The organism is Cellulosimicrobium sp. NPDC030954 (assembly GCF_055571305.1).
In genome coordinates this window covers 123,220-147,340 of the sequence record NZ_JBVIFN010000005.1, presented here as the reverse complement: position 1 = coordinate 147,340, position 24,121 = coordinate 123,220, and the positions used below count along the sequence as shown (strand labels likewise).

Sequence of the window (24,121 nt, the reverse complement as noted above, 5' to 3'; positions counted from 1 at the left end):
GCGACGCTGGGCAGCATGGGCAAGCGCGGCATGCTCGGCACGGCACCCGACGCCGACGCGCTCGTCGACGGGCTCTTCGCGCTGCCGCTCGAGCAGTTCGTCGTCGCCCGCACCGCGGCGGCGAAGGAGATCAAGGCGTCGGGGGACGCCGTGGGTGCGGAGCGCGTGGCGCGGCTCGCGAAGCCGACCGTGGCGGCGTGGGTCGTCAACCAGGTCGCGCGCGAGCGTCCCGACGACGTCGCCGCCCTCGTCAGCCTCGGGGACGAGCTCCGCGACGCGACGACGGACCGCGACCGTACGCGCATCCGCACGCTCGACCGGCTGCGGCGCGAGCGCGTGGAGCGCGTCGTGGGCGAGCTGCGCGACGCGGGCGAGGTCGCGGGCCGGGCGGTCTCCGCGACGGCGCTCGACCGGCTCGCGGAGACGCTCACCGCCGCGGTCATGGACCCGGACGCGGGCGCGCTCGTCCGTGCGGGGCGGCTCGCGCAGGCCCTGCAGCACGTCGGGTTCGGGATCGTCGACGAGGGCGGCGAGCCCGCCGACGTCGTCGAGCTGCGGGAGCGCACCGGTGCGGCCGGCGCGCGCGGCTCCCGGACCGCGGCAGGCGGGGCGGGCGCCGGGAGCGGCACCGGCCGTGCTCGCACCGCGCGCTCCGGCTCCTCCCCCGACGGCGGAGAGCCGCCCGAGGACGCCGTCGCGGCGGCCGAGCGCGAGGTCGAGGAGTCCGCGGCCGAGGTCGACCGCCTGGAGGCCGAGCGCGACGAGGCGGAGACGCGCGTGCGGGCGGCGAGCGACGCCGTCGGGCAGGTGGAGGAAGAGCTGGGGCACGTCGAGGACGAGCTGGCGCGGCTCGCCGACGCGCGCGAGGAGCTGCGCGCGCGCCTGTCCGAGACCCGGGAGGCGGAGGCGAGCGCCCGCGAGGCGCTCGAGAGCGCCGACGCGCGGCTCGACACCGCCGAGCAGCGTGCCGCAGCCGCCCGCAAGGCGCGCCGTGCCGCGCGCACGACCGCGCCCGGGTGAGGGATTCCCCGTAGGGCGCTGCGGGAGAACCACACGATCCGACGGCGCCCGTTGACCTCCCGGGGCCGCGGCGGGACCGTCGGCCCATGCCCCGCACCGCACGCGGCGACGACGCCGCGCACCGCTCGCTCCTGGCCCCGCTCTTCGCTGCACCGCGGGCCGAGGGGGTCTACGTCGGCTCGGCGAACGACTACTCCGACCGGTCGGACCACGTGCAGATCCTCGACAACACCATCGGTCCGCTCGTGCGCGGGGAGAACGTCGACGTCAAGGAGGGGACGACGGGCGGGCGGATCGCGCGCAACATGTTCGTCGGCGACGGGCTCACGGGCGCGAACTACGACGACTCGTGGGTCGACGTGAAGGGGAACGACTACGTCGTCGAGGACAACGTCGGGACGGCCACGACGAAGTTCGGCTTCCAGACGCACCAGCAGTCCCCGGGGTGGGGCTGCGGCACGGTGTTCCGCGGCAACCACGCCGACCTCACGGGCGCGACGGGCAGCGCCGGTACGCGATCGAGGTGACGGTGCACGACCCCGTGGCCTGCCCGGTCACGGTGACGGACGACAACACGGTCGTCGGCGGCGACGGGCTCGTGAACCCCGGCGTCCCCGTGGTGACCGCGGGCGGCACCCCGACGCCCGACCCGGACCCCGAGCCGGAGCCGGACCCCGACCCGACCGACACCCCGACGCCGGAGCCCGAGCACCCCGCGGGGTGCGACGACGCGGCGCTCGCCGCGTGGTCCGCGACGACGGTCTACGTCGGCGGCGACCGCGTGCTGCACGGCGGGAGCCTGTGGGAGGCGCGCTGGTGGACGCGGAGCGAGGCGCCGTCGTCCGCCGCGTGGGGGCCGTGGCAGCACGTCGCGCTCTGCTGACGACCGCGGGTCGGGCTGAGCCTGCGGAGCGGGTGGTGCGGGTCGGGCACCGCGCCGTTCGTCGTCCGCGAACGCGGGACTGAGCCGGGCACGCTCAAGGTTGGACAGGTCAGGACGCCACGGGCCGACCGTGGCACGAAGACCTGGAGGACCACCATGATCAGCACCTACACCGTGGCACCGTTCCGCCCGCTGCCCACCGAGCGCGTCGTGCGCCAGCTCTGGACGCGGCCCGCGGGTGCCCCCGTCGCGCGGACGGGCTACGCGCCCGCCGCGGACGTCTACCGCGAGGGCGACGACCTCGTCGCCCGCTTCGACCTGCCGGGCGTCGACCCGGAGCGCGACGTGACCGTCGAGCTCGAGGGTCGTCGTCTCGTCGTCCGCGGCGAGCGTCGCGACCAGCGCGTCGTCGACGCCCCCGCGGCCGAGACGGCGGACGAGGCCGCCGAGGGCGAGCAGCCCGCGGTGGACGCCGGCGAGGCGGCCGAGGTCGCCCCGGCCGGGCGGCGCGTCCGCGAGGTGCGGTTCGGCGAGTTCCGCCGCAACGTCACCCTGCCGAAGTCGGCGGACGCCGACGCCGTCCGCGCGTCCTACGACGCGGGCGTGCTCACCGTGACCGTCGCCGGCGTGTTCGCCGGTCGCGCCCCGCAGCGCATCGAGGTCACGCGCGCGGCGTGAGGCGCACCGCCGGCGTGACGTGCGACGTCGCGCCGGCGCCCTGACCCCGGCCGCGCCCGCCCCCCTGCGCGGCCGGACCGCGGGCGGGGCCGGTGCCCGACGGCACCGGCCCCGCCCGTCTGCCCCGATGGGGACCTCTCCCCACGAACGGGCCGGTCCGAGGACGTTCCGGTCCGCTAGCCTTCCGGCCATGCCGAGCACCACGCCTCCGGGCCTGCCCGTGCCCTCGCCCCTCCCACGCCCCCGCGCGCTCCTGGCCGGCGTCGCCACCGCGGTGGCCCTCGCGCTCACCCTCGCCGCGTGCTCCGGCGACGCGTCGGCGGACGGGCCGACGCCGGTCGCCGTCGGCGCGGAGGAGTACCAGCCGGTCCTCGAGGCGCGGCTGCCCGTCCCCGGCTCCGCCGAGGACGAGGTCTCGCTCGGGCTGGTGTCGCTCGTCGCCGAGGGCTCGACGGTCGAGCTGCGCGTGCTCATGACGCCGCGCTTCGCCGACGCGGACGCGGAGAAGCCCGAGGCGCACTCGGCGTACGACATGCTCGGGCACGACCACAACCCGACGATCGTCGACGTGGACGCGCTCACCGAGTACGACCTCATCTCCTCCGGCGGGACCGACCTCGCGACCGACGTGGTGGCGGCGAAGACCGTGAACGGCCGCCCGCTCCTGTACCAGGCCTGGTTCCCGCGCCCCGCGGGCGACCCGGTCGCCGTCGACGTGCGACTCCACGAGTCGTGGCCCCCGTTCGAGGACGTCCCGGTGACCTACGAGGTCGAGGAGTGAGCCGCGCGCGCCGCACCGCGGTCACGTCGCTCACCGCCGTCGTCGTCACGACGACGCTGCTCGCGGCCGCGGCGGCTCCCGCGACCGCGGAGGACGACCCCGGCGCCGACCCGACGCCCGACGTCCCCGGCATCGACGCGCTCACCCTCGACGACCTCGGCGGTCCCCCCAACCGCGAGTCGCTCGACAAGGCCGTCCGGCACTTCGACCCCGGCGTCGCGACGACCTTCGAGACCGAGGGGGCCGTCACGTCCTTCGAGTACGTCGAGGTCGAGGAGGACGAGGTCGTCGTCACGCTCGAGACGGACGTGCTGTTCGACGTCGGCTCGGCCGAGCTGTCCGACGCGGCGGTGCAGCGCGTCCAGGAGGTCGCTGCGGACCTGCCCGACGGCGTGACCGCGAGCGTCGCGGGCCACACCGACTCGGTCGGCGAGGAGGCCGACAACCTCGACCTCTCCCAGCGTCGCGCCCAGGCGGTCGCCGCGGCGGCGGCGGCGGTGCGCCCCGACGTCACGTTCGACGCGCAGGGCCACGGGGAGTCGCAGCTCAAGGTCGACGAGAGCGGCGACGACGTCGCCGACGACCGCGCCCAGAACCGACGGGTCGAGCTGCGCTACTCCGGCACCACGCCCGGCGAGGGCGGGATCGAGGTCGAGGAGCACGAGCTCGCGCCCGTCGACGCCGACCACGTCCCCGCCGACGCACCCCGGATCGACCTCGTCGAGGACGGCGAGGCGGTCGTGGAGAAGACCGTCGTCGTGCCGAACGACGAGGGCCGCGAGGAGCGCGTGCGCGTCGCGATCGAGCCGATCGTCGTGCGCGGCCCGGTCATGCGGCTCCGCGTCCAGCTCACGCCGCTCGACCCGGTCGACGGTGCCACGGACCGGATCTCCGTGTACGACCTCACGGGCCGGGGCGAGCTGCACCCGTCCGCCGTCGACCCGTACGCGCTCGTCTCCTACGAGCCCGTGCGCGGCAGCGGCGCGCGCGAGCTGGAGAGCGACCCGATCTTCGTGCGGACCGCGGTCGGGCAGACCGCGCGGTACGAGGTGTACCTGCCGCGGCCGCTCGACGACTCGCTGACGTCGCTCTACGTGAACGTCACGCCGACGTGGCCCACGTTCGAGGACGTCCCGCTCGTCGGGGACTGACCGCTACGCGCCCCGACCCAGGAAGGACCGCAGAGCCTCGGTGACCAGCGCGTGGTCGTCGCCCTGGGCGAGCCCGGACACGGTCACGACGCCGACGATCCCGACGCCCTCGACGCGCACCGGGAACGCTCCGCCGTGGGCGGCGAACTCCTGCAGCGGGAGCTGGTGCTGGTCGGTGAACGTCGTCCCCTTCGCGCGGGCGCGCAGGCCCACGAGGTACGACGACGCCCCGAACCGCTCGACCACCCGCACCTTGCGCTGGACCCAGGTGTCGTTGTCCGGCGTCGTGCCCTCGCGCGCGGCGTGGAACACCTGCTGGGGGCCCTTGCGGACGTCGATCGTCACCGGCAGGTCGCGCTCGTCCGCGAGCTCGACCAGCAGGCAGCCGAGGCGCCAGGCGTCGTCGTGCGTGAAGGTGCGGAGCACGAGGTCGCGCTCGTCCGCCTCGACGGAGGCGATCAGGGCGGCGAGGTCGTCGGGCGTCGTGGTCATGGCGTTCATCGTGGCACGATCACGCCGTGACGACGACGCCGCCCCCGCCTGCCCGCGAACCGCTCGACGTGCTCGGCTTCTCCCTCCTCGACCGTGCGTCGGGCGTGCTGCTCGCCCAGGCGGCGGGCGACGCGCTCGGGGTGCCGTACGAGTTCGCGCAGCCGCCCGGCCCGGGGCGGCAGGAATCGGTCGCGGTCATGCGCGGCGGTGGCCTCGGCCCGTACGCGCCCGGTGAGTGGAGCGACGACACCCAGATGTCGGTGTGCGTCGCCCGGGTCACGGCCGCCCACGACGCGCTCTCCCCCGTCCCGGACGCGTTCGGCGCGACCCCGCTCGACGAGGTCGCCGCCGCCTTCGAGGCGTGGCGCACCGGGGGCGCGACCGACGTCGGGACGCAGACCGCCGCCGTGCTGCGCGACGCCGCCGCCCGGCGCGGACCCGCCGCGACGCGCCTGCGCGAGGCGTCCGCGGCGCTGCACGCGGCGACCGGGCGCACGGCCGGGAACGGCGCGCTCATGCGCACGGGCGTCGTCGGGCTGGTGGCCCTGGACGACCGGGACGCGACCGCCCGCGCGGCGCGCGCCGTCGCGGAGATCACGCACACCGACCCGCTCGCCGCCGAGTCGTGCGTGCTGTGGTCGGAGGCCGTGCGCGTCGCGGTGACCGAGCAGCGGCTCGACGTCCGCGCAGGCCTCGACCTCCTCGACCCGGACGCGGCGGCGCGCTGGTCCGGGTGGATCGCCGACGCCGAGCTCGCGCGGCCCACGGGCGACCTGCGGCAGAACGGCTTCACCGTCACCGCGCTCCAGGCGGCGTGGCACGCCATCGCGACCACCTCCGCGCCGCAGGGCTCGACGTTCGCCCACCGCGACCACCTCGCGGCCGCGCTCCAGGCCGCCGTGTCGATCGGCGGCGACACCGACACGGTCGCGGCCATCGCCGGCGCCCTGCTCGGCGCCGCCTACGGCGCGCGCGCCGTGCCGTCCGAGTGGGCGACCGCCGTCCACGGCTGGCCCGGGATCGCGCGGCGCCAGCTCACCGCGCTCGCCCGCCGCACCGCGCAGGGCGGCCTCGTCCGCGCGGGCGCGCTCGCGCCCGCCGACGCCGAGCCGGTCCGTACGCAGTTCTGCCCGCTGTGCGGGACGCTCGTCCGCTGGAACCCCCGCTACCCGCGGCACGTGTGCGCGTGGTGCGAGGCCGACGTCACCGACGAGGCGGGTCGTGCGGTCTCGCTGACCAACGTGGACCTCGGCGGCGGCTACCAGGCGCACTACCTCGACCGCTCCCCCGCGTCCGACGCGGTGCGGAGCGGGCGCGTCTGGATCGGCGGCGTCGAGCACCGAGCGCGCGACGCCCGCTTCGGCGGCATCGTCGTCGAGCCCCTGGACGGACCGTCGACCTGACACGCCGAACCCGGGGTCGCTCCCCAGCGCGGGCGTGCGCTGGGGAACGACCCCGGGTTCGGCGGCGGGCTCAGCCGCAGGTGACCGCCGGGTAGGTGGCGTCCTGCGAGGAGGCGCCGCCGTCGGGTCGGGTGCCCGTCACCGTGACGGAGCCCGCCTCGGCCGCGACGGACCGCGTCGAGAACGACTGGTACGCCGCCTTGCCCGGGGCGACCGCCGCGAACGTCCGCGTGCCGTAGGGCGTCGCGAGCGTGACGTCGGCGGGAACGTCCTCGGTGTTCGTCGCGCGGACCGCGACGTACGCCGTGCCGGCGAGGCAGCGCGCGCTCGTCTCGACGTCGAGCGCCGGGCCCGCCGCGTCCTCGCGCTGCAGCGTCACCCGGTCGACGACGCGCTGCGACCCGGTCGTGTACGTGGTGACCGTGAGGGACGTCGGGGTGACGTCGAGGTCGGAGTAGCTCGCCTCGCGGGACTGCTCCCAGCGGGCCGTCCACGGCTTGGCGCCGTCGAAGTCGTAGAACTTGGAGCCCGACGACGAGTTGCCCGTGAGGTAGAGGACCTGGTCCTCGTCCGGGGTCAGGACGTCGCCCTCGGCGGGCGCCTCCGCCGGGACGACCGGCGTCGCACCCTCCATGAGGTACGAGCGCGTGTAGATGTGGTCGTGGCCCGCGAGGACGAGGTCGACGCCGAGGTCGCTGAAGACGGGCGACAGGGCCTCGCGCATGCGCACCACGTCGGTGTCGCGCGAGTGGAACGCCTGGCTGTACAGCGAGTGGTGGAACGTCACGACGACCCAGTCGTACGCGTCGCCGTGCGTCCCGACCACGTCGCGCAGGAAGGCCTCGTGCCCGGCGATCTCCGCCGGGTCGGAGTCGTTCGAGTCGATCGCGACGACGAGCACGTTGTTGTAGGAGTACCAGTAGTCGCGGCGCTGCTCGGTCGAGAGGTTCGGCATCACGTAGTGCTGGTCGTACAGCGCGGACGCGGTGTCGTGGTTGCCGTCCTGGACGGCGAAGCGCAGCTCGCGCATCTGGCGCGGCGCCAGGAACCCGGCGTACTGCGCGGCGCTGCCGGCGCTGTTCACCTGGTCGCCCGCGGAGATGAGGAACGCCGTGTCGGGGTGCCGGGCGGTCATGACGTCGAGGCTCTCGCCCCAGCGCGCTGCATCGTTCGCGGCGTCGCCGCTCGCGCCGATCTGCGCGTCGCCGACGAACAGCGCGCTGAACTCGTCGCCGAACGTGCCCGTGGTGAAGGTCGTCGGCGCGGACCAGCCGGTGGCCGCGCTGCCCACCCGGTACGCGTACGCCGAGTCCTCCTCGAGGCCGGTGATCGTGGCGTGGTGGTAGGTCGAGCCGTCCGCGGCCGCACCGTCCCGGGACGACGACGTCGCCGCGGCCTGCCAGTCGACCTCGCCGCCCGCCTCGTCGACGCGGACCCACTGCACCTCGCCCGCGCCGGGCAGGGTCGAGAACCAGGCGACGTTCGCCTGCGTCTCGTCCGCGCCGACGTTGAGGGCGACGTCGCGCACCTCGCCGTGCGTCGGGACGAGCGAACGGACGTCGAGGTAGATGTCCGAGCTCGTCGGCGCGTCCTGGTAGAGCGCGACGGAGATCGTGTTCTCGCCGGGCTCGAACGCGTCGGCCGGGACGACGAACGTGCCCGTCACCGGGTCCGTGCGCCCGTTGCCGTGGTACTGCAGGTTCTCCGTGATCTCGCGGCCGTCGTCTCCCAGGCGCACGACCTCCTCGCCGTTCACGTAGACGATCGCCGCGTCGTCGTAGACGATCTCGCCCTCGAACGCCGGGACGCCGTCGAGGTCCGCCGCAGTGAGCTCCACGTCGGTGCGGAAGAAGAACGTGGGGACGTCCGTCGTCGTGCCGGGGATGTACTGCGTGAGCAGGGTCGTGATCGGGAACGCGTCCCCGATGCCCGTCGCGGCGCCGCGCTTGGCGCCGAACGCGCCCGTCGCGGTCTTCCACGCGGAGTCGTCGAACGCGGTCGTCGTCCACACGCGCTGGTCCACGGCGGTGCTGGTCGAGGTCCCCGCCGGGTTCGTGTTGTCGTCGAGGTAGCGCCAGGTCGTGCCGGACGTCGAGAGCAGGGACTCGTCGGCGGCGGCCGTCGAGGTGGCGGTCGCGGCGACGAGCACCGTCCCCACCAGGGAGACGGCGAGCGTCGACGCCGCCGCGCGCGTCAGCGCGCCGGGCAGCCGGGAGGCGTGCGGGTTCATGGGTTCCTTCGCAGGTCAGGGGTCCGCGCGGCGACGACCGTCGGACCACCGTGGCGGCGCCGGACCCGTGGTGGGAAGCGCTGTCACCGTACGGAGCCGGGGTGGCGGGCACCCGTCGTCCCGGTGAACTCCCGTGGGCGGGCAGGTGGCCGTCGCGGACGCGCCCCGGAACGCGCGACGCCGCGCCCCCCGGGATCGGGGGACGCGGCGTCGGGACGGACGGGCGGGACGCCGGGTCAGGCGCCCTGACGTCGCCGCAGGACGAGGACCGTGGTGCCCAGCGCGACCAGCACGAGCGCCGCGAGAGCGACGCCCCCGGCCTGCGCACCGGTCGTCGCCAGACCGTCGGAGCCGCCGTCGGCCGGGTGCGCCGGGGTGGTGGGCGCAACCGGGGTCGTCGGCGTCGTGGGCTCCGTCGGGGTCGTGGGATCCGTCGGGGTCGGCGGTGCGGGCTCGTCCGCCATGTTGGTGAGCACGACGGCGACGTCCGCCGTCGCGCCGATCTCGACGCGCACGGTCCCGTCGTCGCCCGGCACGACGGCTGCGCCGTCCACGTGCCACGCCGGCTCCCCCCACACGACCGCGTCCACGTCGGGGAAGCTGGGCTCCGACAGCACGACCTCGGTGCCCAGCGGAAGGTCGTCCAGGGTCGCGGAGCCGCCGACGGGCACGGTGAGCTCGCCCGTCGTCCCGTCGGCGTCGTACACGACGGTGAACGTCGTGCCCGCCGGCACGGCCGAGGCCGCGGCACCCACGACCTCCTTGGTGAGCGTCAGGCCGCCGGTCTCCACGACCGGATCGGTCGAGCACGGGACGGCGCCGGCGAAGAGGTACGCGTGCGCCTCGCCGCCGAGCAGCGTGAGGTTCCGCGCGACGACCTGGCCGTCGAGCGGGGCGGCCTCGACCGTGAGGTCCGCCGTCGGGGCGTAGACCGAGCCGTCGAGGCGTGTCCCGCCAACACCGAGGGTGACCGCGCCGTCGAGCTGCGACAGGTCCCACATCACGAAGGAGGCCGCCGCGCCGGCTCCGCCGAACACGGAGCCGCGGAGCTCGGTCGTCCCGGCGGGGACGGAGACGATCAACGGGGCGTCCGCGGACGGGAGCACCCCGTCGGCGAACTGCACCGTGTACGCGTCCGCGATCGCGGCGTAGTCGACGACGTTCGGGCGTCCGGGCTCGAGCGCCGAGAGGACGACCCGGTCGCCGACGTCCTCGGCGACGGTGAGCACGTGCGCCGCACCGCTCGGCACGAGGTTCGCGAGGCACTGGCGCACGTCGGCGGGCTCCGTGGCTCCGCTCTCGACGTACGCCGCGACGGCGTCGCGCTCGGTCGCCACGGTCGCGGCACCGGCGGGCCACTTCTGGTTGGTCGCGTCGATCGCCGGCGCGTCGTCGACCGTCGTGCGGTACCGCACCCAGTCACCCCGCTGATAGGTGTCGAACGCCGGGTCGTCGCCCACGACCTTGAGGTAGCCCTGGAGCTCGGCGCCGCTGCCCTGCGGCACGCCCGCGTTCGTGATCTGCGCCAGCCCGGAGGACGGAGCGTACGAGCCGACGAGCAGACGGGTCGGGTCACCGTCGACGGTCGGGATGGTGTAGTCCGCGGTCCCCGCCACCTGGTGGACGATCGCGTACGTACCGCCGTCGGCCCGGACGGTCAGCTCGCCGCCCACGGCGATCGACCCTTCGGTCTCGTGGTTGTCGAGGCGGGCGTCCTCGCGGGCGTAGACGCTGAACCCGCCGGCCAGGTCGAACGGGTTGACCGCGTCGGCGGCGGCGGCGCTCGTCGCGGGGACGACGAGCCCGGCGCCGGCGAGGAGGCCGACGGCGAGCAGCGCGGCAGCCGGCCGTCGACGTTGCCGGCGGGAGGTCTCGTGGGACTGCTGTTGAGGTGTCAAGGTCGGGCGGGTCATCACTACCTGGGTCTCGGTGTCGCGGACGACGGGGTCGGACGACCCGTCCCGACCACCGTAAACAGACCTGGACGGGCGTCCAGGTGCGTGGGCCGGGTGAAGTCGCACCACTGTGAGCAACCCCACCGAGGCGCCCTGACGTTGCCTCCGCATCTATCCCGGATGTCCGGTCTGTCGTCCCGACGGGCGGCCTCAGGAGACGCCGAGGCGCGCGATCAGGCCGTCGCCCAGGGCGCGACGGGACGCCGGACGTCGGGCATCGGGGGTGTGCCTCCCGCTGCGCCCCGGTCACCGCCCGACGACGGCCCGGACGTGGTCCGCCGCCGCGTCGGCGAGGTCCGCGCGGAGGCCGTCGAACAGCGCGACGCTCGCCGCGCCGGGCCAGCCCGCGGGCAGCGCCGAGAGCGGAAGGCCCGGGTCGACGTACGGTACGGGCCGCCAGTCGTCGACCGCACGCACCCACCGGGCGAACGCGGCACGGGGCGAGACCGCCTCGCCATCCGGCCGGGCGTCGTCGGGCCGGGCGCCCTCGGCCCGGCCGACCTCGGGCCGCGAGCCGCCGTGCCGCGTGAGGAAGTCGCGGTGCAGCGCGGCGACCCGGTCGAGGTCCCACCACCGCGCGGCGGCGTCGGCGAACGACCCAGCGACGCGCGGCGGTCCGGCCACGAAGACCGTCGCGGCCTCGCGCACGCCCAGCCCGACGAGGATCTCCTCGACCTCGTCCGCGAGGTGACCCGGCGCGATCCACAGGCCGTCCGCGACGGTGCCGGCGCCGATCCATGCGAGGTGCCGCCGGAGCTGGTGGCGCACGGCGCGCCGCTCCTCCGGCAGCGAGAACGACACGAGGCACCACGGGTCGTCGTCGCCCTGCTGCCGGTAGGCGAAGATCCGCCGGTCGCCCCGCTCCAGCATCCGCGCGGCGTCGGGCGCGAGCGAGTAGCCGGCCCGGCCACCGACGGCTTCCGGGACGAGCAGCCCCTTCGCCTTCGCCCGCGAGACCGCGCCGCGTGCGCCGACAGGCGGGACGTCGAGCGCCCCCAGCAGCTCGACCAGGTCGGCGACGGCGACCGCCCCGCCGAGGTCCCGCAGGTACAGCCCGACGACGGTGCGCAGGAGCGACGTCGCGCTCCCCGGGCGGGAGTCGAGGTCGTCGAGGATCACGCGGCCCCGTCCACAGGTCCGTCGAGGACCTGCAGCAGCGCGTCGCGCACGGCCTCGACGCCGACGCGCACCTCGTCGAAGCTCGTGGAGAGCGGCGACAGGCCGAGGCGCAGGCCGTCCGGACGACGGAAGTCGGGGATCACGCCACGCTCCCACAGCAGTGGGAGCGTCGCCTCGAACGCGTCGTGGTCGACCGTGACGTGGCTCCCGCGGCGGGCCGGGTCGCGCGGCGACGCGTAGCGTGCGCCGAGCGGGAGCAGCAGGTCGTCCACGAGTGCCGTCGCGTGCTCCGTGAGCGCGACCGACTTCGCCCGCACCGCCGCGATCCCCGCCGCGTCCAGGAGGTCGAGCATGTCCTGCATCGCGAGCATCCCGACGATCGCGGGCGTCCCCGAGAGGAAGCGCCGGACGCCGTCGTGCGGGGCGTACGCCGGGCCCATCTCGAACGGCGCGGCGCTGCCCATCCACCCCTGGATCGGCTGGGTCAGGGCGCCCTGGAGGTCGGCGCGGACGTAGCCGAACGCGGGCGCGCCCGGGCCGCCGTTCAGGTACTTGTACGTGCAGCCCGCCGCGAGGTCGACACCCCACGCGTCGAGCTCGACCGGCAGCGCCCCGACCGAGTGGCACAGGTCCCACAGGACGAGCGCCCCGGCGTCGTGCGCGAGCGTGGTGATCGCGGCGGCGTCGCTCACGTACCCCGAGCGGTACGCGACGTGGCTCAGCAGCACGAGCGCGGTGCGGCCCGAGAGAACCTCGGCGACCTGCCCAGGGGTCACCCCGCCGTCGTGCTCGGGCGTGATCCACCGCAGCGTCGCGCCGTGCTCGCGCGCGACGCCCTCCAGCACGTAGCGGTCGGTCGGGAAGTTCCCGGCGTCGAGCACGATCTCGTCGCGCCCCGCGACGTGCGGTGCCGAGAGCGCGGCCCGGACGAGCTTGTAGAGGATGACCGTCGTCGAGTCGCCCACGAACGTCTGCCCGGGCGCCGCGCCGAGCGTGACCGCGCCGATCCGGTCGCCGAGCGTGAGCGGCAGGTCGTACCACTCCTCGTCCCAGCCGCGGATGAGCCGCGCGCCCCAGCGCTCGGTCGCGAAACGAGCCAGCCGCTCGGCGGACGCGCGCGTCGGCCGCCCGAGCGAGTTCCCGTCGAGGTAGGCGGTGACCTCGTCGGAGTCGACGAACGCGTCGCGGAACGACGCGAGCGGGTCGGCGGCGTCGAGCGCGGCGGAGCGCGCGGCGTGGTCCTCGGTCATGGTCGTCCTTCCGGTGGGGAGGTCTCGCGGGCTGGGTTCGGGGCCGGGTTCGGGGCCATGCCCGGGTCGCGCTCGACGACGACGGCGCGCGCGAGCCACGCGACGACGTCGTCGGTGTGACCGGGTTCGGGCGGGTCGCCGGGGACCCACGTGGCGAGCGCTGCACCTGTGCCCGGGCGCTGCACCTCGGGGTGCATCTCCCGAGCGGGAGCGCGTCGCTCGGCCGGGGCGTCGTGCGTGAGCGCGGCGACCAGCGCGTGCGCGTCGAGGCCCGCCGCCGCGAGCGCCCGCAGCTCGCGCGCGTTCACGCCGGTCGGCAGCGGCCCGTTGCCCAGGTCGGTGCCGTAGACGACCGTCCCCCCGAGCGCGACGAAGCGCCGCACGTTGTCGATCGCGACGTCCTGCGCGGCCGTCGGGCTCCCCCACCCGTGCACGTCGAGCGTGCTCACCCAGCTCACAAGACTCCCCACACCTCCGCCGAACACGACATGAGGGTCGTTATCCGGGTTATTCCGACCTTCAGGTCGTGTTCGACCGCGGGCAGGGTCGTGCTCGGCGGCGGGGCGTGAGCGAGACGGCGTCTGGGAGCGAGCTCGCGGGTGGGCCATCGCAGCGAGGAGGTCGTCGGGCAGGCGCTCGCTGAACGGGGCGTGCGCGAGCCTGTCCACGCCCGCCTCGAACGCGCGGGCTGCCATGCCCCGCCCCTCCACGTGCGCGACGACGTCCCGGCCCCGCGCGTGGGCGTGGCCGACGAGCGCGGCGAGCGTGACGTCGTCGGGCACCGGGCCGGCCTCGGAGTGCAGGGCGACCTTGACGGACGACGCGCCCGCGGCGGCCTGACGGTCGACGGCGGCGACGGCCTCGTCGGGGCTCGCGACCTCCTCGACCGCACCGCGCGGCGCCCACGACCGGTCCGACGGGTAGCCGCCGGGCGCGGTGAGGAACGCGCCCGCGTACGCGACCTCGGGGAAGCCGGGCGTGCCGGGCCAGGTGCGCGCGACGTCGGGCACCCACCCCAGGTCGTGCACGACGGCGATCCCGCCGCGCCGCACGGCGACGGGGTCGACGAGGCCGAGGTGCACGTGCGCGTCGACGAGCGGCGGGAGCCAGGTGCCGCCGTCGCCGGGCCGACCGAGGGACCTGCCGCTCACGCCCGCCCGATCTCCGTGCGCACGGCGAACAGCTCGGGGAAGAACGTGAGGTCGAGCGCCTTCTGCAGGAACCCGACGCCGCTCGACCCGCCCGTCCCGCGCTTGGTGCCGATGATCCGCAGCACCGTCTTCATGTGGCGGAAACGCCAGAGCTGGAAGTTGTCCTCGAGGTCGACGAGCTCCTCGCACGTCTCGTACGCCGACCAGTGCGCCTCCGGGTCGTCGTAGATGCGACGGAAGACCTCGACGAGGTCGTCGTCGAGCGTGTGCGCGACGGTGACGTCGCGGTCGAGCACGCGCGGCGGGACGTCGTGGCCGTGCCGCGCGAGGTGGCGCAGGAACTCGTCGTAGACGCTCGGCTCGGCGAGCAGGCGCGCGAGCTCCGCCCGGGCGTCGGGCTCGGCGTCGAACACCGCGAGCATGCGCGCGTTCTTGTTGCCGAGCAGGAACTCGACCGCGCGGTACTGCCAGGACTGGAAGCCCGACGCGTGGCCGAGGAACCCGCGGAACTGCGCGTACTCGCTGGGGGTGAGCGTCGCGAGCACGGACCACTGCTCGGTGAGCGTGCGCTGCACGTGCTTGACGCGCGCGATGCGCTTGAGCGCGGCGCCGAGCTCGTCGGCGGCGAGGAGGTCGCGCGCGGAGAGCAGCTCGTGCAGCACGAGCTTGAGCCAGAGCTCCGTCGTCTGGTGCTGGACGATGAACAGCATCTCGTCGTGGTGCTCAGGGTCGCTGACCGGCTCCTGCGCGGCGAGCAGCGTGTCGAGGTGCAGGTACGACCCGTACGTCATCTGCTCGCGCAGGTCCGTGACGATGTCGGACTCGAGCGCGCGCTCGTTCGGCGCGGGCAGCGGTGCGTCGGCCATCCGTCGAGCGTATGTCACGAGCGTGACGACCGCTAGATCCATGCGATACGACAGAATGACGCAATGATCAAATCATTGCGTCACCACGCTAGCATGTGTCGCAATGATTTGATCATTGCGACACAGGAGACGAGCCGATGCTCCCGCCGATCTACCGCACCCCCGACACCGATCTCGAGGACCTTGCCGTGATCGATGACGTCCACACGCTGCGAGAGTCTCTCGCGGACGTGCTGCGTGTCCCGCGCCGATGGTCGAACGGCATGCGCCGGACCACTCAGGCGCGAGCGATCCAGGGCTCGAACACGATCGAGGGCTACACCGTGTCGGACCAGGACGCCGTCGCCGCTGTCGACGACGAACCCCCGTTGACGGCGGACCAGCAGACCTGGGCCGAGATCATGGGGTACCGCCGGATGATGACCTACATCCTGCGCATGACTCCCGACCCGGAGTTCGTGCTCACGACCCAGACGTTGCGCTCGCTGCACTTCATGCTGCTAGAGCACGACCTCGGAGCAGACCCGGGCCGCTTCCGACCGGGTGCCGTCTACGTCCGGGACGAGACGGCGGACCAGACCGTCTATGAGGGACCGCCCGCGGAAGAGGTCCCGGGGCTCGTCGAGTCCCTCGTCGCGACGATCCGGCACGACGGCGCCGACGCGATGGTGGACGCGGCGATGGCGCACCTCAACCTCGTGATGATCCACCCCTTCCGGGACGGCAACGGCCGCATGGCGCGGGCACTTCAGACCATGGTGCTGGGACAGGACCGCGTGCTCGAGCCCACCTTCTCGAGTATCGAGGAGTGGTTGGGAAGCAACACGGAGGACTACTACCGCGTCCTGGCCGTCACGGGCGAGGGCGCCTGGAGGCCTCAGAACGACGCGACCCTCTGGATCAAGTTCACCCTTCGGGCGCACCACATGCAGGCGCAGACCCTCCGGCGCCGCTTCCTCGAGGCGGAGACGACGTGGCGTGCACTCGACGCGATCCTTGCCGAGCACGGTCTCCCCGAACGAAGCGCTGACGCGCTGTTCGATGCTGCGCTCGGCTACCGCGTCACCCGCCCGTCGCACGCCAAGCATGCGGCGATCGAGGACCAGACCGCCACACGCGACCTCCGGCGCCTCGTGGCGGCCGGGCTGCTCGATGCCGTCGGCAACACGAGAGGACGCTATTACGTCGCGAGCGGGGTTCTCCGCGCGCTGCGGGACGACGTGCGCGCTGGGCGCGAGACACTCGCCGACCCCTACCCCTGGATGCCTGCCGAGCTCCGCACCCGGGCCGGGCGGTAGTCCGTCAGTCGTCCGCCGCGGCGCGACGCTCCTCCTCGACGACGGACTCCCCCGTCGGATCCTCGGCCGCGAGGTCGGCCAGCGCGGCGCCGCCCAGCGGGCCGTCGCTCAGCCCGACGAGGCGCCAGCCCGACGCCGGGTCCCCCTCCACCTCGACGAGCCCGGTGTTCGCGAGCGGGGTCCAGGCGAGCAGGTCGAGGTCGACGCCGTCCACGCGCGCGCACGCCCAGGCGCGGATCGCCGCCCCGTGCGACACGACGACGGCGGTGCGCCACCCCGTGCGCGCGACGCTCGCGACGGCGTCGTCGTAGCGGCCGAGGAACTCCGCGCCGTCGGGGCCGCCGGGCATGCGCCGGCCGGGCTCGCCGCGGCCCCAGGCGAACACGGTCTCGAGGTACGTCGCGTGGTCGTCGTGCGCGGCCGACATCTCCAGGTCGCCCGCGTCGACCTCGCGGAACCCGTCGAGCTCGAGCAGGTCGTACCGGTTCCGCTCGGCCAGCGGCGCGGCGGTGAGGTGCGTCCGGACGAGCGTCGAGACCGCGACGCCGTCGACGACGCGGTCCGCGAGCGCGTCCGGGATCGCCGCCGCCTGGCGCGCGCCGAGGGCGGTGAGGCCGGGGCCGGGAAGGGCGGTGTCGAGCAGGCCGGCGACGTTGGACGGGGTCTGTCCGTGACGGACGAGGAGCAGGCGCATGGTTCTCCGGGTTCTCCGTGCTCTCGGTGGGGGTTCTCCTGCCACCCTACGAGGAGCGGCGCCGTGGCACGCTGGGGCCATGTCCCGCCGCGAGCTCGTCGTCCTCGGGACGGCCAGCATGGTCCCGACCCGCACGCGCAACCACAACGGCTACGTCCTGTTCTGGGACGACGAGGCGATCCTCTTCGACCCCGGCGAGGGCACGCAGCGGCAGATGTCGTTCGCGGGCGTGTCCGCGACCGACCTCACGCGCATCGCGATCACGCACCTGCACGGCGACCACAGCCTCGGCCTCGCGGGCGTCTCCCAGCGCATCAGCGGCGACGGCGTGCGGCACACGATCGGGGTGACCTACCCGGCGTCGGGCCAGCGGTGGGTGGACCACCTGCTCGACGCGAGCGCCCACTTCCGCCGCGGCCACCTGGAGCTCCAGCCGCTCACGACGGACGGCGTCGTCCCGCCGGTCTCCGGTCGGCCCGAGCCGGGGTTCACGCTGCGCGCCGAACGCCTCGACCACACGCTCGAGGCGATGGGCTACCGGCTCGACGAGCCAGACGGCCGGTCGCTCGACCCCGCGCTGCTCGCGGACCGCGACCTGACCGGCCCGGCGGTCGGCGAGCTGCAACGGACCGGGGTCGTCACCGCGCCCGACGGCCGGACCGTCACCCTCGACGAGGTGAGCGCCCCGCGGCCGGGGCAGTCGTTCGCGTTCGTCATGGACACGCGCCTGTGCGACGCGGTGCACCGGCTCGCGGACGGCGTCGACCTGCTCGTCATCGAGTCGACGTTCCTGGACCGCGACCGCGACCAGGCCGAACGCTGGGGCCACCTCACCGCGCGGCAGGCGGCGACCGTCGCGGCCGAGGCGGGCGTGCGCTCGCTCGTGCTCACGCACTTCTCGCAGCGCTACCCCGACCCGACGGAGTTCTGGCGCGAGGCGCGCGAGGTGTTCGACGGCGAGCTCACGGTCGCGCAGGACCTCGACCGCGTGCGCGTCCCCCACCGCCGCCGACCCGGCTGACGGTCGGTGACGCCGGTGCGGTCGCCGATGAGAAACGGTGCGGGCCGCCGTCTCACCAACCACGGGTGAACACGGGGCGCCTCGGTGCGCTCCCGGGAGAGGACCGAGATGAGACCGCTGCGCTACTCGATCAACGTCACGCTCGACGGCTGCTGCCACCACGAGGCGGGACTGCCGCCCGACGAGGAGTCGATGCGCCACTGGACCGCCGAGATGGAGCGCGCCGACGCCCTCCTGTTCGGCCGGGTGACCTACCAGATGATGGAGTCGGCCTGGCGGCGGCCGGCCACCGGCACGTGGCCCGACTGGATGGACGAGTGGGAGGTCCCGTTCGCCGAGGCCATCGACGGGGCGCGCAAGCACGTCGTGTCGAGCACGCTGAGCGGGGTCGACTGGAACGCGGAGCTGGTGCGGGGCGACCTGGGGCCTGCGGTCGAGCGGCTCAAGCAGGAGCCGGGCGAGGGCCTGTGGGTGGGGGGCGTGACGCTCCCCCTGGCGCTGGCCGACCTGGGGCTGATCGACGAGTACGAGTTCGTCGTGCAGCCGGTCCTCGCCGGGCACGGGCCGACGCTGCTCGCCGGTCTCCGTGAGCGGATCCAGCTCGAGCTCGTGGACCGCCGCGAGTTCCGCTCGGGGGCCGTCGCGATGCGCTACCGGCCCACGACCCCGGGGCGGTGAGGCGGGGCCGTCCGGCTCCGCCCCACCCCCCTCCTGCCGGGTCCTAGACGACCCGGGCCGCGAGCCAGCCCGCGAGGCGGTCGGGACGGTCGGTGATGATCGCATCCACGCCGAGCTGGACCGCGGCCGCCCAGTGCTCCGGCTCGTTGAGCGTCCACACCGCGACCTCGAGGCCGGCGTCGTGCAGGCGCTCCACGAGCCCCGGGTCCTCGAGGAGGAGCAGGCCCATCGGGTTGCACGTGACGACGTCGAGCTCGGCGCACCGCGCGAGCACGTCGTCGTCGATCGACGCGACGAGCAGCCCGCGGCGCAGGCTCGGGTCCGCCTCGCGCAGCGCCGCGACGGTCTCGGGCCAGAAGCTCTGCGCGACGACCCGGTCGGCTATGCCCGCGAACCGGATCGGCCCGGTGACGCGCCGCACCTGCTCCGGCGTCCACGACCCCTTGAGCTCGAGGAGCAGGTCGGTGCCTGGCCGGCGCACGAGGAGGTCGACGACCTCGGCGAACGTCGGCACGCGCTGGCCGCCGAACGCCGGGGAGAACCACGACCCGGCGTCGAGCGCGCGGATCGCCGCGCGGTCGAGCCGCGCCACCGTGCCGCTGCCCGACGTCGTCGCGTCCACGGTGTCGTCGTGGATGACGACGGGCTCGCCGTCGGCCGTGAGCTGCACGTCGATCTCGATGCTGTGCGCCCCGGCCCGCCACGCCGCCTCGAACGCGGCGAGCGTGTTCTGCGGCGCGACCGAGCTGTTGCCGCGGTGCGCGATCACGCGCGGGCGCGCGGCCCGCCCGGGCCCTGCGCCGGTCGGCGCGAGCGCGGTCGCCGTCACAGGTACGGCTCCACGTTCTCGGTGTACGCCGTCTTGATGCGCGGGGCGACCGACTCGAACGCGGCCGCCGGGTCGGCGCCCTCGATGACGATCTGCTCGATCGCCTCGTTGAGGAGCGCGTCGGCGCCCGGGATGAAGACGCGCGCGTCGTCCTGCGGGCGCGCCTTGTCGGCGAGCTGGTCGACGGCGGTGCGGAACTGCGGCGTCGCCTCGTAGACGGCCTTCATCGCGTCGGACTCGACGGCCGACGTGCGCACCGGCATGTACCCCGTGTTCTGCGAGAAGTACGCCGTGTTCTCGGTGTTCGTGAGGAACGCGAGGAACATCGCCGCGGCGAGCTGCTGCTCGGGCGACCTCGACGACGGGATCGCGAGGCCGGTGCCGCCCGTCGGGGTGCCGCCGCCGTCGGGGCCGTCGGGCAGGTAGGCCGTGCCGACCTCGAACGACGCCGCGTCGAGCGCGCCCTTGAGCGAGCCCGTCGAGCCGATGGTCGAGGCGATGAGACCCGACGAGAAGTCGACCATCGCGTCGTCCGCCGAGAGCGTCGCGACGCCCTTCTCGTGGAACAGCTCATGCAGGAACTGGCCGCCCGCGACCGACTCCTCCGAGTCGAGCGTGAGGTCGAACCCGTCGGAGTACGCGCCGCCCTGGCCCCAGATCATGTTCTCGAACCACCACGCGCCCCACGACGGGCCGGTGGACAGGCCGAACGTCGAGCCGCCGGCCGGGACGAGCGGCTTGAGCGACGCGTCCCACTCCTCGAGCTCGGCCCACGTCTCGGGGCCGCGGTCGGGCAGGCCGGCCGCCGTCCACAGGTCCTTGTTGTAGTAGAAGAGCGGCGTCGAGCGCGCGTACGGGACGGCCCAGTGCTGGTCGTCGTACGCGTAGTCCGCGTAGAGCGCGGGCTGGAAGTCGTCCGCGTCGGCCTCGACGAACTCGAGCACGTCGTCGAGCGGCAGGATCTGGTCGTTGAGGTGGTAGCGGAACCACCACACGTCGGACGCGATGACGAGGTCGGGGAGCTCGTCGGTCTGCGACGCGGCCTGGAAACGCTGGGCCACCTCGTCGTAGTTGGCGCCGGCCGTGACGAGGTTGACCGTGATGCCGGACTCCTCCTCGAACCGGTCGATGAGCTCCTGCTCGATCTCCTGCGACGTGCCGGGGTGGTTGCTCCACCAGGTGATCTCGGACGCGGGCTCGACGGCCGACCAGTCGACGGCCTCGGCCGTCGCGTCGTCGCCCGCGGTGCCGGCGCCGTCGGCCCCGGCCACGCTCGGGCCGGCGCACGCGGTGAGCGCGAGAGCGGTGACCGCCGTGAGGGCGGTGGCTGCGGTGCGGGCCCGACGGCGGCGCGCGGGCCGGCCGACGGGTGCGGTGCGGTGGGACACAGGTGCTCCTTCAGGTCGTGCACCGGGTCTCGGTGCGCTTCGGGGAACCCGGGCCGCTGCGGGCGGACCGGGGAGTCGGTGGTGGTGGGCGGGCACGAGGGTGCGCGGCCCACCCGGGGTGGGGACGTCGTCGGGCACGACGGCGCAGGGTGGGTCAGCCCGTGACCGCGCCCGCCGTGAGGCCCGCGACGAGGCGGCGCTGGAGGACGAGGAAGACGACGAGGATCGGCAGCGTCACGACCACGGTCGCGGCGAGCAGCACGCCCCAGTTCGTCATGCCGTCGGTGTTCTGCAGCAGCGTGAGGCCCACGGGGAGGGTCATCTTGTCCGGGCGGTCGATGACGAGGAACGGCCACAGGTAGTCGTTCCACTCCGTCACGACGGACACGAGCGCGACCGCCGCGAGCGTCGGCGTGCTCATCGGCACGACGAACCGCCAGAGCTTGCGCCAGTGCCCCGCGCCGTCGAGCTCGGCCGCCTCGAGGATCGAGCGCGGCAGCGTGAGGAAGTGCTGCCGGAACAGGAACGTCCCGAACGCGCTCGCCAGGCCGGGCACGAGGATGCCCTGGTAGGTGTTGAGCCACCCGAGGCTCGCGACGAGCGTGTAGTTGGGGATGATCGTGATCTGCGGCGGGATCATGAGCGTCGCGATGACGAGCCCGAACACGACCTTCTTGAACGGGAAGTCGAGGAACACCAGCGCGTACGCGCACGTGAGGCCCAGCGCGACCTTGAGGCCCGCGCCCACGACCGTGATCCCGACGCTGTTGGCGAGCAGCCGCCCGAGCGGGATCGAGTCCGCCGCCTGCGCGTAGTTGTCGAGGTTCACGCTGCCCGGGAGCCACTGCAGCGGGACGGTGTACAGCTCGGCGGGCGTCTTCATGCTCGCGAGCACCATCCACACCAGCGGCGCGCCGAGCACGACGGTCGCGAGGACCAGGGCGAGGTAGCCGCCCGGCTGGAGGCTGCGGCGTCGGGCCCCCGGGGTGCGGGGAGCGCGCGGCGCGAGCGCGGCCGGCGTGGTGGGCGCCGTCTCGGGGCGAGTGGGCGCGACGGCGCTCATGCGTAGTGGACCTTCCGCTGGACGAACCGCATCTGCACCGCGGTCACCGCGAGCAGCACGAGGAAGAGGACCGTGGCGACCGCCGACGCGTACCCGGCCCGGCCGTTGACGAAGCTCTCCTCGTAGATCGAGTACATGAGCGTCGTCGTCGAGCCGAGCGGGCCGCCCTGCGTCATCGCCTTGATGATGTCGAAGGACTGGAGCGACGCGAGGAGCATCGTCACGACGAGGAAGAACGTCGTCGGGGTGAGCAGCGGCAGGACGATCGAGCGCAGCGTCCGCGCCGACGACGCGCCGTCGAGCGCGGCCGCGTCCCGGAGGTCCTGCGGCACCGACTGGAGTCCCGCCAGGTAGATGAGGGCGACGTACCCGAGGTTCTTCCACAGGTAGACGACGACGATCATCACGAGCGGCCACGGGCGCTGCGTGTACCACCGCGGCGACGCGACGCCGACCCACCCGAGCAGCTCCTGGACCAGCCCGTAGCGCGGGTCGAACATGAACAACCACAGGATCCCGACCGCGAAGCCCGACAGCACGTACGGCGCGAACGCGACGGTCCGGGCGACGCCGCGGCCCTTGAGGCGGCGGTTGAGGAGCAGCGCCAGGCCCAGGCCGAGGACCATCGCGCCGCCGACCGTGGCGAGCGTGAAAACGAACGTCGTCGTGACGATGCGGCCCGTCGTCGGGGCGGTGAACCACTCGACGTAGTTGCCCAGCCCGACCGGCCGCGCGACCGGCGACCCGAGGTTCCACTGGAGCGTCGAGAGGTAGAAGCTCTGCAGCAGCGGCCGGTAGACGAACACCAGCAGCAGCACGAGGTTCGGGCCCGCGAGCAGCAGCGCCCACAGCAGGTTCCGCCGACGGCGGCGCGCGCCCAGGCGGCTGCGGTGCAGCGCCTGGGCCTCGCGGTCGGCAGGGTCGGACGGCGGGAGACCGGCCGGGTCGGACGACGGGCGACCGACGGGCGCGTCGGTGCTGGTCGGTGGGGCGGCGGGGTCGCCGGGCGCGGGCGCACCGGGCGTGATGGAACCGGTGGCGCCGGACGCCGTGGCCGACGACGAGGCGCGGGGCGTGCCGGAGGAACCCGGGGAGTCCGGGGTGAGGACGGTGGTCACAGCAAGGATCCGCTCGGACGAGGGACGTGGTCGCGGCCGACGCAGCACCCGTCCCGCGGGTGGGCGGCCACGGCGAGCATAGGAAGCCGTCGCGCCGGTTTAATCCTGAAATGTCCAGGTGCGGGACGAGGCTTCGGACAACGTTCACCACCTCGTGCCCGGGGTGCCACCTGCACCTGTGGAACCGCAACGTCGCGGACACCTGCGACGCGTCGTCCACAGGGCGGGACGTGCGGTTCCGTCGGCCGGGCGGTTTCGCTAGGTTGCTGGGCAGCCCGCACGCCTCGTCGAGGTGGCGTGCGGGGTGGTTCGCATCGATCTGCAGGGGGTCTCGTGCGTCGTTCTCGTGTGCTGTCCCGTGCCCGACGGCGGTCGCTCGTCGTGGGTGTCGTCGTCGCGGTGGGGTGCGTGGTCGCCGGGTGCACCGGTGGTGGCGGCCCCGGTCCCTCGCCGTCGGTCGACGAGCCGGTCGTGCCGTCGCCGTCGGAGTCGGAGTCGCCCGTGCCGTCGCCGACCGAGACCGGACCGGTGAAGCCGGAACGTCCCGCGGCGATGGACCGCGACGACGCCGAGGGCGCCGCCGCGGCGGCGGAGTACTTCCTCGAGCTCTACCCGTACGTCATGGCGACGGGCGACACGGCCGAGTGGCAAGCGATGTCACATGCGGAATGTGGATACTGCGCTGACGCGCTGGCGAGCGCGGCATGGCTGTCCGAGAACACGGCGACGTTCTCCGGCGGTGAGACCGCAGTCGAGGTTCTCCAGACGTACGGTCGCGACTCGGAGACTGGCATCTACCCCCTCGACGTCCGTTCTACGCAGGGCACCATCGTCGTCACCGGGCAGGACGGGGCTGTCGTCGACGAAGTCCCGAGAAGCGACTCGGAGTTCCGTGTTGAGGTCGGGCGGAACGACGTTTCATGGGTGATCGTCGAGGTCGCGCCGATTCCCTCGACGGGGGAATGACATGATTCGACGAGCTGCATCGCACTTCCCGGGCGCAGCCGCCGCGCTCCTTCTGACACTCGTTGCTGTACCCGGCACGCCGCTCGC

General features: G+C 74.2%; 23 protein-coding genes. 11 read left to right on the top strand and 12 right to left on the bottom strand.

Annotation, left to right across the window (positions count from 1 at the left end; all coding sequences use genetic code 11):
- The first annotated feature begins 15 nt into the window (after nt 1-15).
- The 6 genes from ACZ402_RS12065 (at nt 16) to ACZ402_RS12040 (ending at nt 4,513) form a co-directional block, all read left to right on the top strand.
- Nucleotides 16-1,020: a hypothetical protein gene (locus ACZ402_RS12065; RefSeq protein ID WP_375825289.1), complete on the top strand. Its 1,005-nt coding sequence runs from the start codon at nt 16-18 to the stop codon at nt 1,018-1,020.
- Nucleotides 1,021-1,106: 86 nt separating this feature from the next.
- Nucleotides 1,107-1,547 (top strand): hypothetical protein, encoded by a 441-nt coding sequence (locus tag ACZ402_RS12060; RefSeq protein ID WP_375825288.1) that lies wholly within the window; start codon nt 1,107-1,109, stop codon nt 1,545-1,547.
- Nucleotides 1,544-1,903 (top strand): carbohydrate-binding protein, encoded by a 360-nt coding sequence (locus tag ACZ402_RS12055; RefSeq protein WP_375825287.1) that lies wholly within the window; start codon nt 1,544-1,546, stop codon nt 1,901-1,903. Before ACZ402_RS12060 ends, ACZ402_RS12055 begins: the two co-directional genes overlap by 4 nt.
- A 156-nt stretch (nt 1,904-2,059) precedes the next feature.
- Entirely contained in the window at nt 2,060-2,581 is a 522-nt protein-coding gene (locus ACZ402_RS12050) for an Hsp20/alpha crystallin family protein (RefSeq protein WP_375825286.1), read from the top strand.
- A 190-nt stretch (nt 2,582-2,771) separates the two neighbouring features.
- Nucleotides 2,772-3,362 carry a hypothetical protein gene (locus ACZ402_RS12045; RefSeq protein WP_336724757.1) on the top strand — a complete coding sequence of 197 codons (591 nt, stop codon included), beginning with the start codon at nt 2,772-2,774 and terminating at the stop codon, nt 3,360-3,362.
- A complete protein-coding gene (locus ACZ402_RS12040) occupies nt 3,359-4,513 on the top strand; it encodes an OmpA family protein (RefSeq protein WP_375825058.1) in 1,155 nt (384 codons plus the stop codon). Before ACZ402_RS12045 ends, ACZ402_RS12040 begins: the two co-directional genes overlap by 4 nt.
- A 3-nt stretch (nt 4,514-4,516) precedes the next feature.
- Here ACZ402_RS12040 and ACZ402_RS12035 read toward each other — a convergent pair whose 3' ends face one another.
- Entirely contained in the window at nt 4,517-5,005 is a 489-nt protein-coding gene (locus ACZ402_RS12035) for a heme-degrading domain-containing protein (protein ID WP_375825057.1), read from the bottom strand.
- A gap of 26 nt (nt 5,006-5,031) precedes the next feature.
- Here ACZ402_RS12035 and ACZ402_RS12030 point away from each other — a divergent pair, with 26 nt between their 5' ends.
- Nucleotides 5,032-6,408, top strand: coding sequence for an ADP-ribosylglycohydrolase family protein (locus tag ACZ402_RS12030; protein ID WP_375825056.1), 1,377 nt, complete (start codon nt 5,032-5,034; stop codon nt 6,406-6,408).
- A gap of 70 nt (nt 6,409-6,478) precedes the next feature.
- Here the strand turns inward: ACZ402_RS12030 and ACZ402_RS12025 are convergent, their stop codons facing one another.
- The 6 genes from ACZ402_RS12025 to ACZ402_RS12000 form a co-directional block, all read right to left on the bottom strand.
- Nucleotides 6,479-8,638 carry a fibronectin type III domain-containing protein gene (locus ACZ402_RS12025; RefSeq protein WP_375825055.1) on the bottom strand — a complete coding sequence of 720 codons (2,160 nt, stop codon included), beginning with the start codon at nt 8,636-8,638 and terminating at the stop codon, nt 6,479-6,481.
- Nucleotides 8,639-8,874: 236 nt separating this feature from the next.
- Entirely contained in the window at nt 8,875-10,551 is a 1,677-nt protein-coding gene (locus tag ACZ402_RS12020) for a collagen-binding domain-containing protein (protein WP_375825054.1), read from the bottom strand.
- A gap of 288 nt (nt 10,552-10,839) precedes the next feature.
- Entirely contained in the window at nt 10,840-11,712 is an 873-nt protein-coding gene (locus ACZ402_RS12015; RefSeq protein WP_375825053.1) for a PaaX family transcriptional regulator, read from the bottom strand.
- Entirely contained in the window at nt 11,709-12,962 is a 1,254-nt protein-coding gene (locus tag ACZ402_RS12010) for a kynureninase (protein WP_375825052.1), read from the bottom strand. The genes ACZ402_RS12015 and ACZ402_RS12010 overlap by 4 nt, the downstream gene beginning before the upstream one ends.
- Nucleotides 12,959-14,113, bottom strand: coding sequence for a hypothetical protein (locus ACZ402_RS12005; RefSeq protein ID WP_375825051.1), 1,155 nt, complete (start codon nt 14,111-14,113; stop codon nt 12,959-12,961). The genes ACZ402_RS12010 and ACZ402_RS12005 overlap by 4 nt, the downstream gene beginning before the upstream one ends.
- Nucleotides 14,110-14,979: a tryptophan 2,3-dioxygenase gene (locus ACZ402_RS12000; protein WP_375825050.1), complete on the bottom strand. Its 870-nt coding sequence runs from the start codon at nt 14,977-14,979 to the stop codon at nt 14,110-14,112. Before ACZ402_RS12000 ends, ACZ402_RS12005 begins: the two co-directional genes overlap by 4 nt.
- 137 nt (nt 14,980-15,116) lie before the next feature.
- Between ACZ402_RS12000 and ACZ402_RS11995 the strand changes: the two genes are divergently transcribed.
- Nucleotides 15,117-16,277 carry a Fic family protein gene (locus ACZ402_RS11995; protein ID WP_375825049.1) on the top strand — a complete coding sequence of 387 codons (1,161 nt, stop codon included), beginning with the start codon at nt 15,117-15,119 and terminating at the stop codon, nt 16,275-16,277.
- A gap of 4 nt (nt 16,278-16,281) precedes the next feature.
- On the opposite strand, the gene ACZ402_RS11990 is transcribed toward ACZ402_RS11995, so the two are convergent.
- Complete coding sequence (locus ACZ402_RS11990) at nt 16,282-16,971, bottom strand: histidine phosphatase family protein (RefSeq protein ID WP_375825048.1); 690 nt, start codon at nt 16,969-16,971, stop codon at nt 16,282-16,284.
- Nucleotides 16,972-17,050: 79 nt separating this feature from the next.
- On the opposite strand from ACZ402_RS11990, the gene ACZ402_RS11985 reads away from it, so the two are divergent.
- The gene (locus tag ACZ402_RS11985) at nt 17,051-17,992 is read left to right on the top strand and encodes a ribonuclease Z (protein WP_375825047.1); all 942 of its coding nucleotides are present in this window, start codon (nt 17,051-17,053) and stop codon (nt 17,990-17,992) included.
- A gap of 108 nt (nt 17,993-18,100) precedes the next feature.
- The gene (locus ACZ402_RS11980) at nt 18,101-18,670 is read left to right on the top strand and encodes a dihydrofolate reductase family protein (protein ID WP_375825046.1); all 570 of its coding nucleotides are present in this window, start codon (nt 18,101-18,103) and stop codon (nt 18,668-18,670) included.
- A gap of 43 nt (nt 18,671-18,713) precedes the next feature.
- Here the strand turns inward: ACZ402_RS11980 and ACZ402_RS11975 are convergent, their stop codons facing one another.
- From ACZ402_RS11975 to ACZ402_RS11960, 4 genes are all read right to left on the bottom strand, one after another.
- On the bottom strand, nt 18,714-19,499 hold the full coding sequence (locus ACZ402_RS11975) for a glycerophosphodiester phosphodiesterase (RefSeq protein ID WP_375825045.1): 786 nt from the start codon (nt 19,497-19,499) through the stop codon (nt 18,714-18,716).
- Nucleotides 19,496-20,887: an ABC transporter substrate-binding protein gene (locus ACZ402_RS11970; RefSeq protein WP_375825044.1), complete on the bottom strand. Its 1,392-nt coding sequence runs from the start codon at nt 20,885-20,887 to the stop codon at nt 19,496-19,498. The genes ACZ402_RS11975 and ACZ402_RS11970 overlap by 4 nt, the downstream gene beginning before the upstream one ends.
- A gap of 154 nt (nt 20,888-21,041) precedes the next feature.
- Nucleotides 21,042-21,950, bottom strand: a complete 909-nt coding sequence (locus tag ACZ402_RS11965; RefSeq protein ID WP_375825043.1) for a carbohydrate ABC transporter permease — start codon at nt 21,948-21,950, stop codon at nt 21,042-21,044.
- Nucleotides 21,947-22,846: a carbohydrate ABC transporter permease gene (locus ACZ402_RS11960; RefSeq protein ID WP_375825062.1), complete on the bottom strand. Its 900-nt coding sequence runs from the start codon at nt 22,844-22,846 to the stop codon at nt 21,947-21,949. The genes ACZ402_RS11965 and ACZ402_RS11960 overlap by 4 nt, the downstream gene beginning before the upstream one ends.
- A 723-nt stretch (nt 22,847-23,569) precedes the next feature.
- On the opposite strand from ACZ402_RS11960, the gene ACZ402_RS11955 reads away from it, so the two are divergent.
- Complete coding sequence (locus ACZ402_RS11955) at nt 23,570-24,034, top strand: DUF6318 family protein (protein ID WP_375825042.1); 465 nt, start codon at nt 23,570-23,572, stop codon at nt 24,032-24,034.
- Nucleotides 24,035-24,121: the final 87 nt, after the last annotated feature.

Bases quoted from the DNA above. Each gene is read 5' to 3' on its own strand.
- ACZ402_RS12035 (WP_375825057.1), bottom strand. From the start codon at position 5,005: ATGACCACGACGCCCGACGACCTCGCCGCCCTGATCGCCTCCGTCGAG.
- ACZ402_RS12000 (WP_375825050.1), bottom strand. From the start codon at position 14,979: ATGGCCGACGCACCGCTGCCCGCGCCGAACGAGCGCGCGCTCGAGTCC.
- ACZ402_RS11995 (WP_375825049.1), top strand. From the start codon at position 15,117: ATGCTCCCGCCGATCTACCGCACCCCCGACACCGATCTCGAGGACCTT.
- ACZ402_RS12045 (WP_336724757.1), top strand. From the start codon at position 2,772: ATGCCGAGCACCACGCCTCCGGGCCTGCCCGTGCCCTCGCCCCTCCCA.
- ACZ402_RS12060 (WP_375825288.1), top strand. From the start codon at position 1,107: ATGCCCCGCACCGCACGCGGCGACGACGCCGCGCACCGCTCGCTCCTG.
- ACZ402_RS11965 (WP_375825043.1), bottom strand. From the start codon at position 21,950: ATGAGCGCCGTCGCGCCCACTCGCCCCGAGACGGCGCCCACCACGCCG.
- ACZ402_RS12050 (WP_375825286.1), top strand. From the start codon at position 2,060: ATGATCAGCACCTACACCGTGGCACCGTTCCGCCCGCTGCCCACCGAG.
- ACZ402_RS12065 (WP_375825289.1), top strand. From the start codon at position 16: ATGGGCAAGCGCGGCATGCTCGGCACGGCACCCGACGCCGACGCGCTC.
- ACZ402_RS12020 (WP_375825054.1), bottom strand. From the start codon at position 10,551: ATGACCCGCCCGACCTTGACACCTCAACAGCAGTCCCACGAGACCTCC.
- ACZ402_RS11985 (WP_375825047.1), top strand. From the start codon at position 17,051: ATGTCCCGCCGCGAGCTCGTCGTCCTCGGGACGGCCAGCATGGTCCCG.
- ACZ402_RS12010 (WP_375825052.1), bottom strand. From the start codon at position 12,962: ATGACCGAGGACCACGCCGCGCGCTCCGCCGCGCTCGACGCCGCCGAC.
- ACZ402_RS11990 (WP_375825048.1), bottom strand. From the start codon at position 16,971: ATGCGCCTGCTCCTCGTCCGTCACGGACAGACCCCGTCCAACGTCGCC.
- ACZ402_RS12025 (WP_375825055.1), bottom strand. From the start codon at position 8,638: ATGAACCCGCACGCCTCCCGGCTGCCCGGCGCGCTGACGCGCGCGGCG.
- ACZ402_RS11980 (WP_375825046.1), top strand. From the start codon at position 18,101: ATGAGACCGCTGCGCTACTCGATCAACGTCACGCTCGACGGCTGCTGC.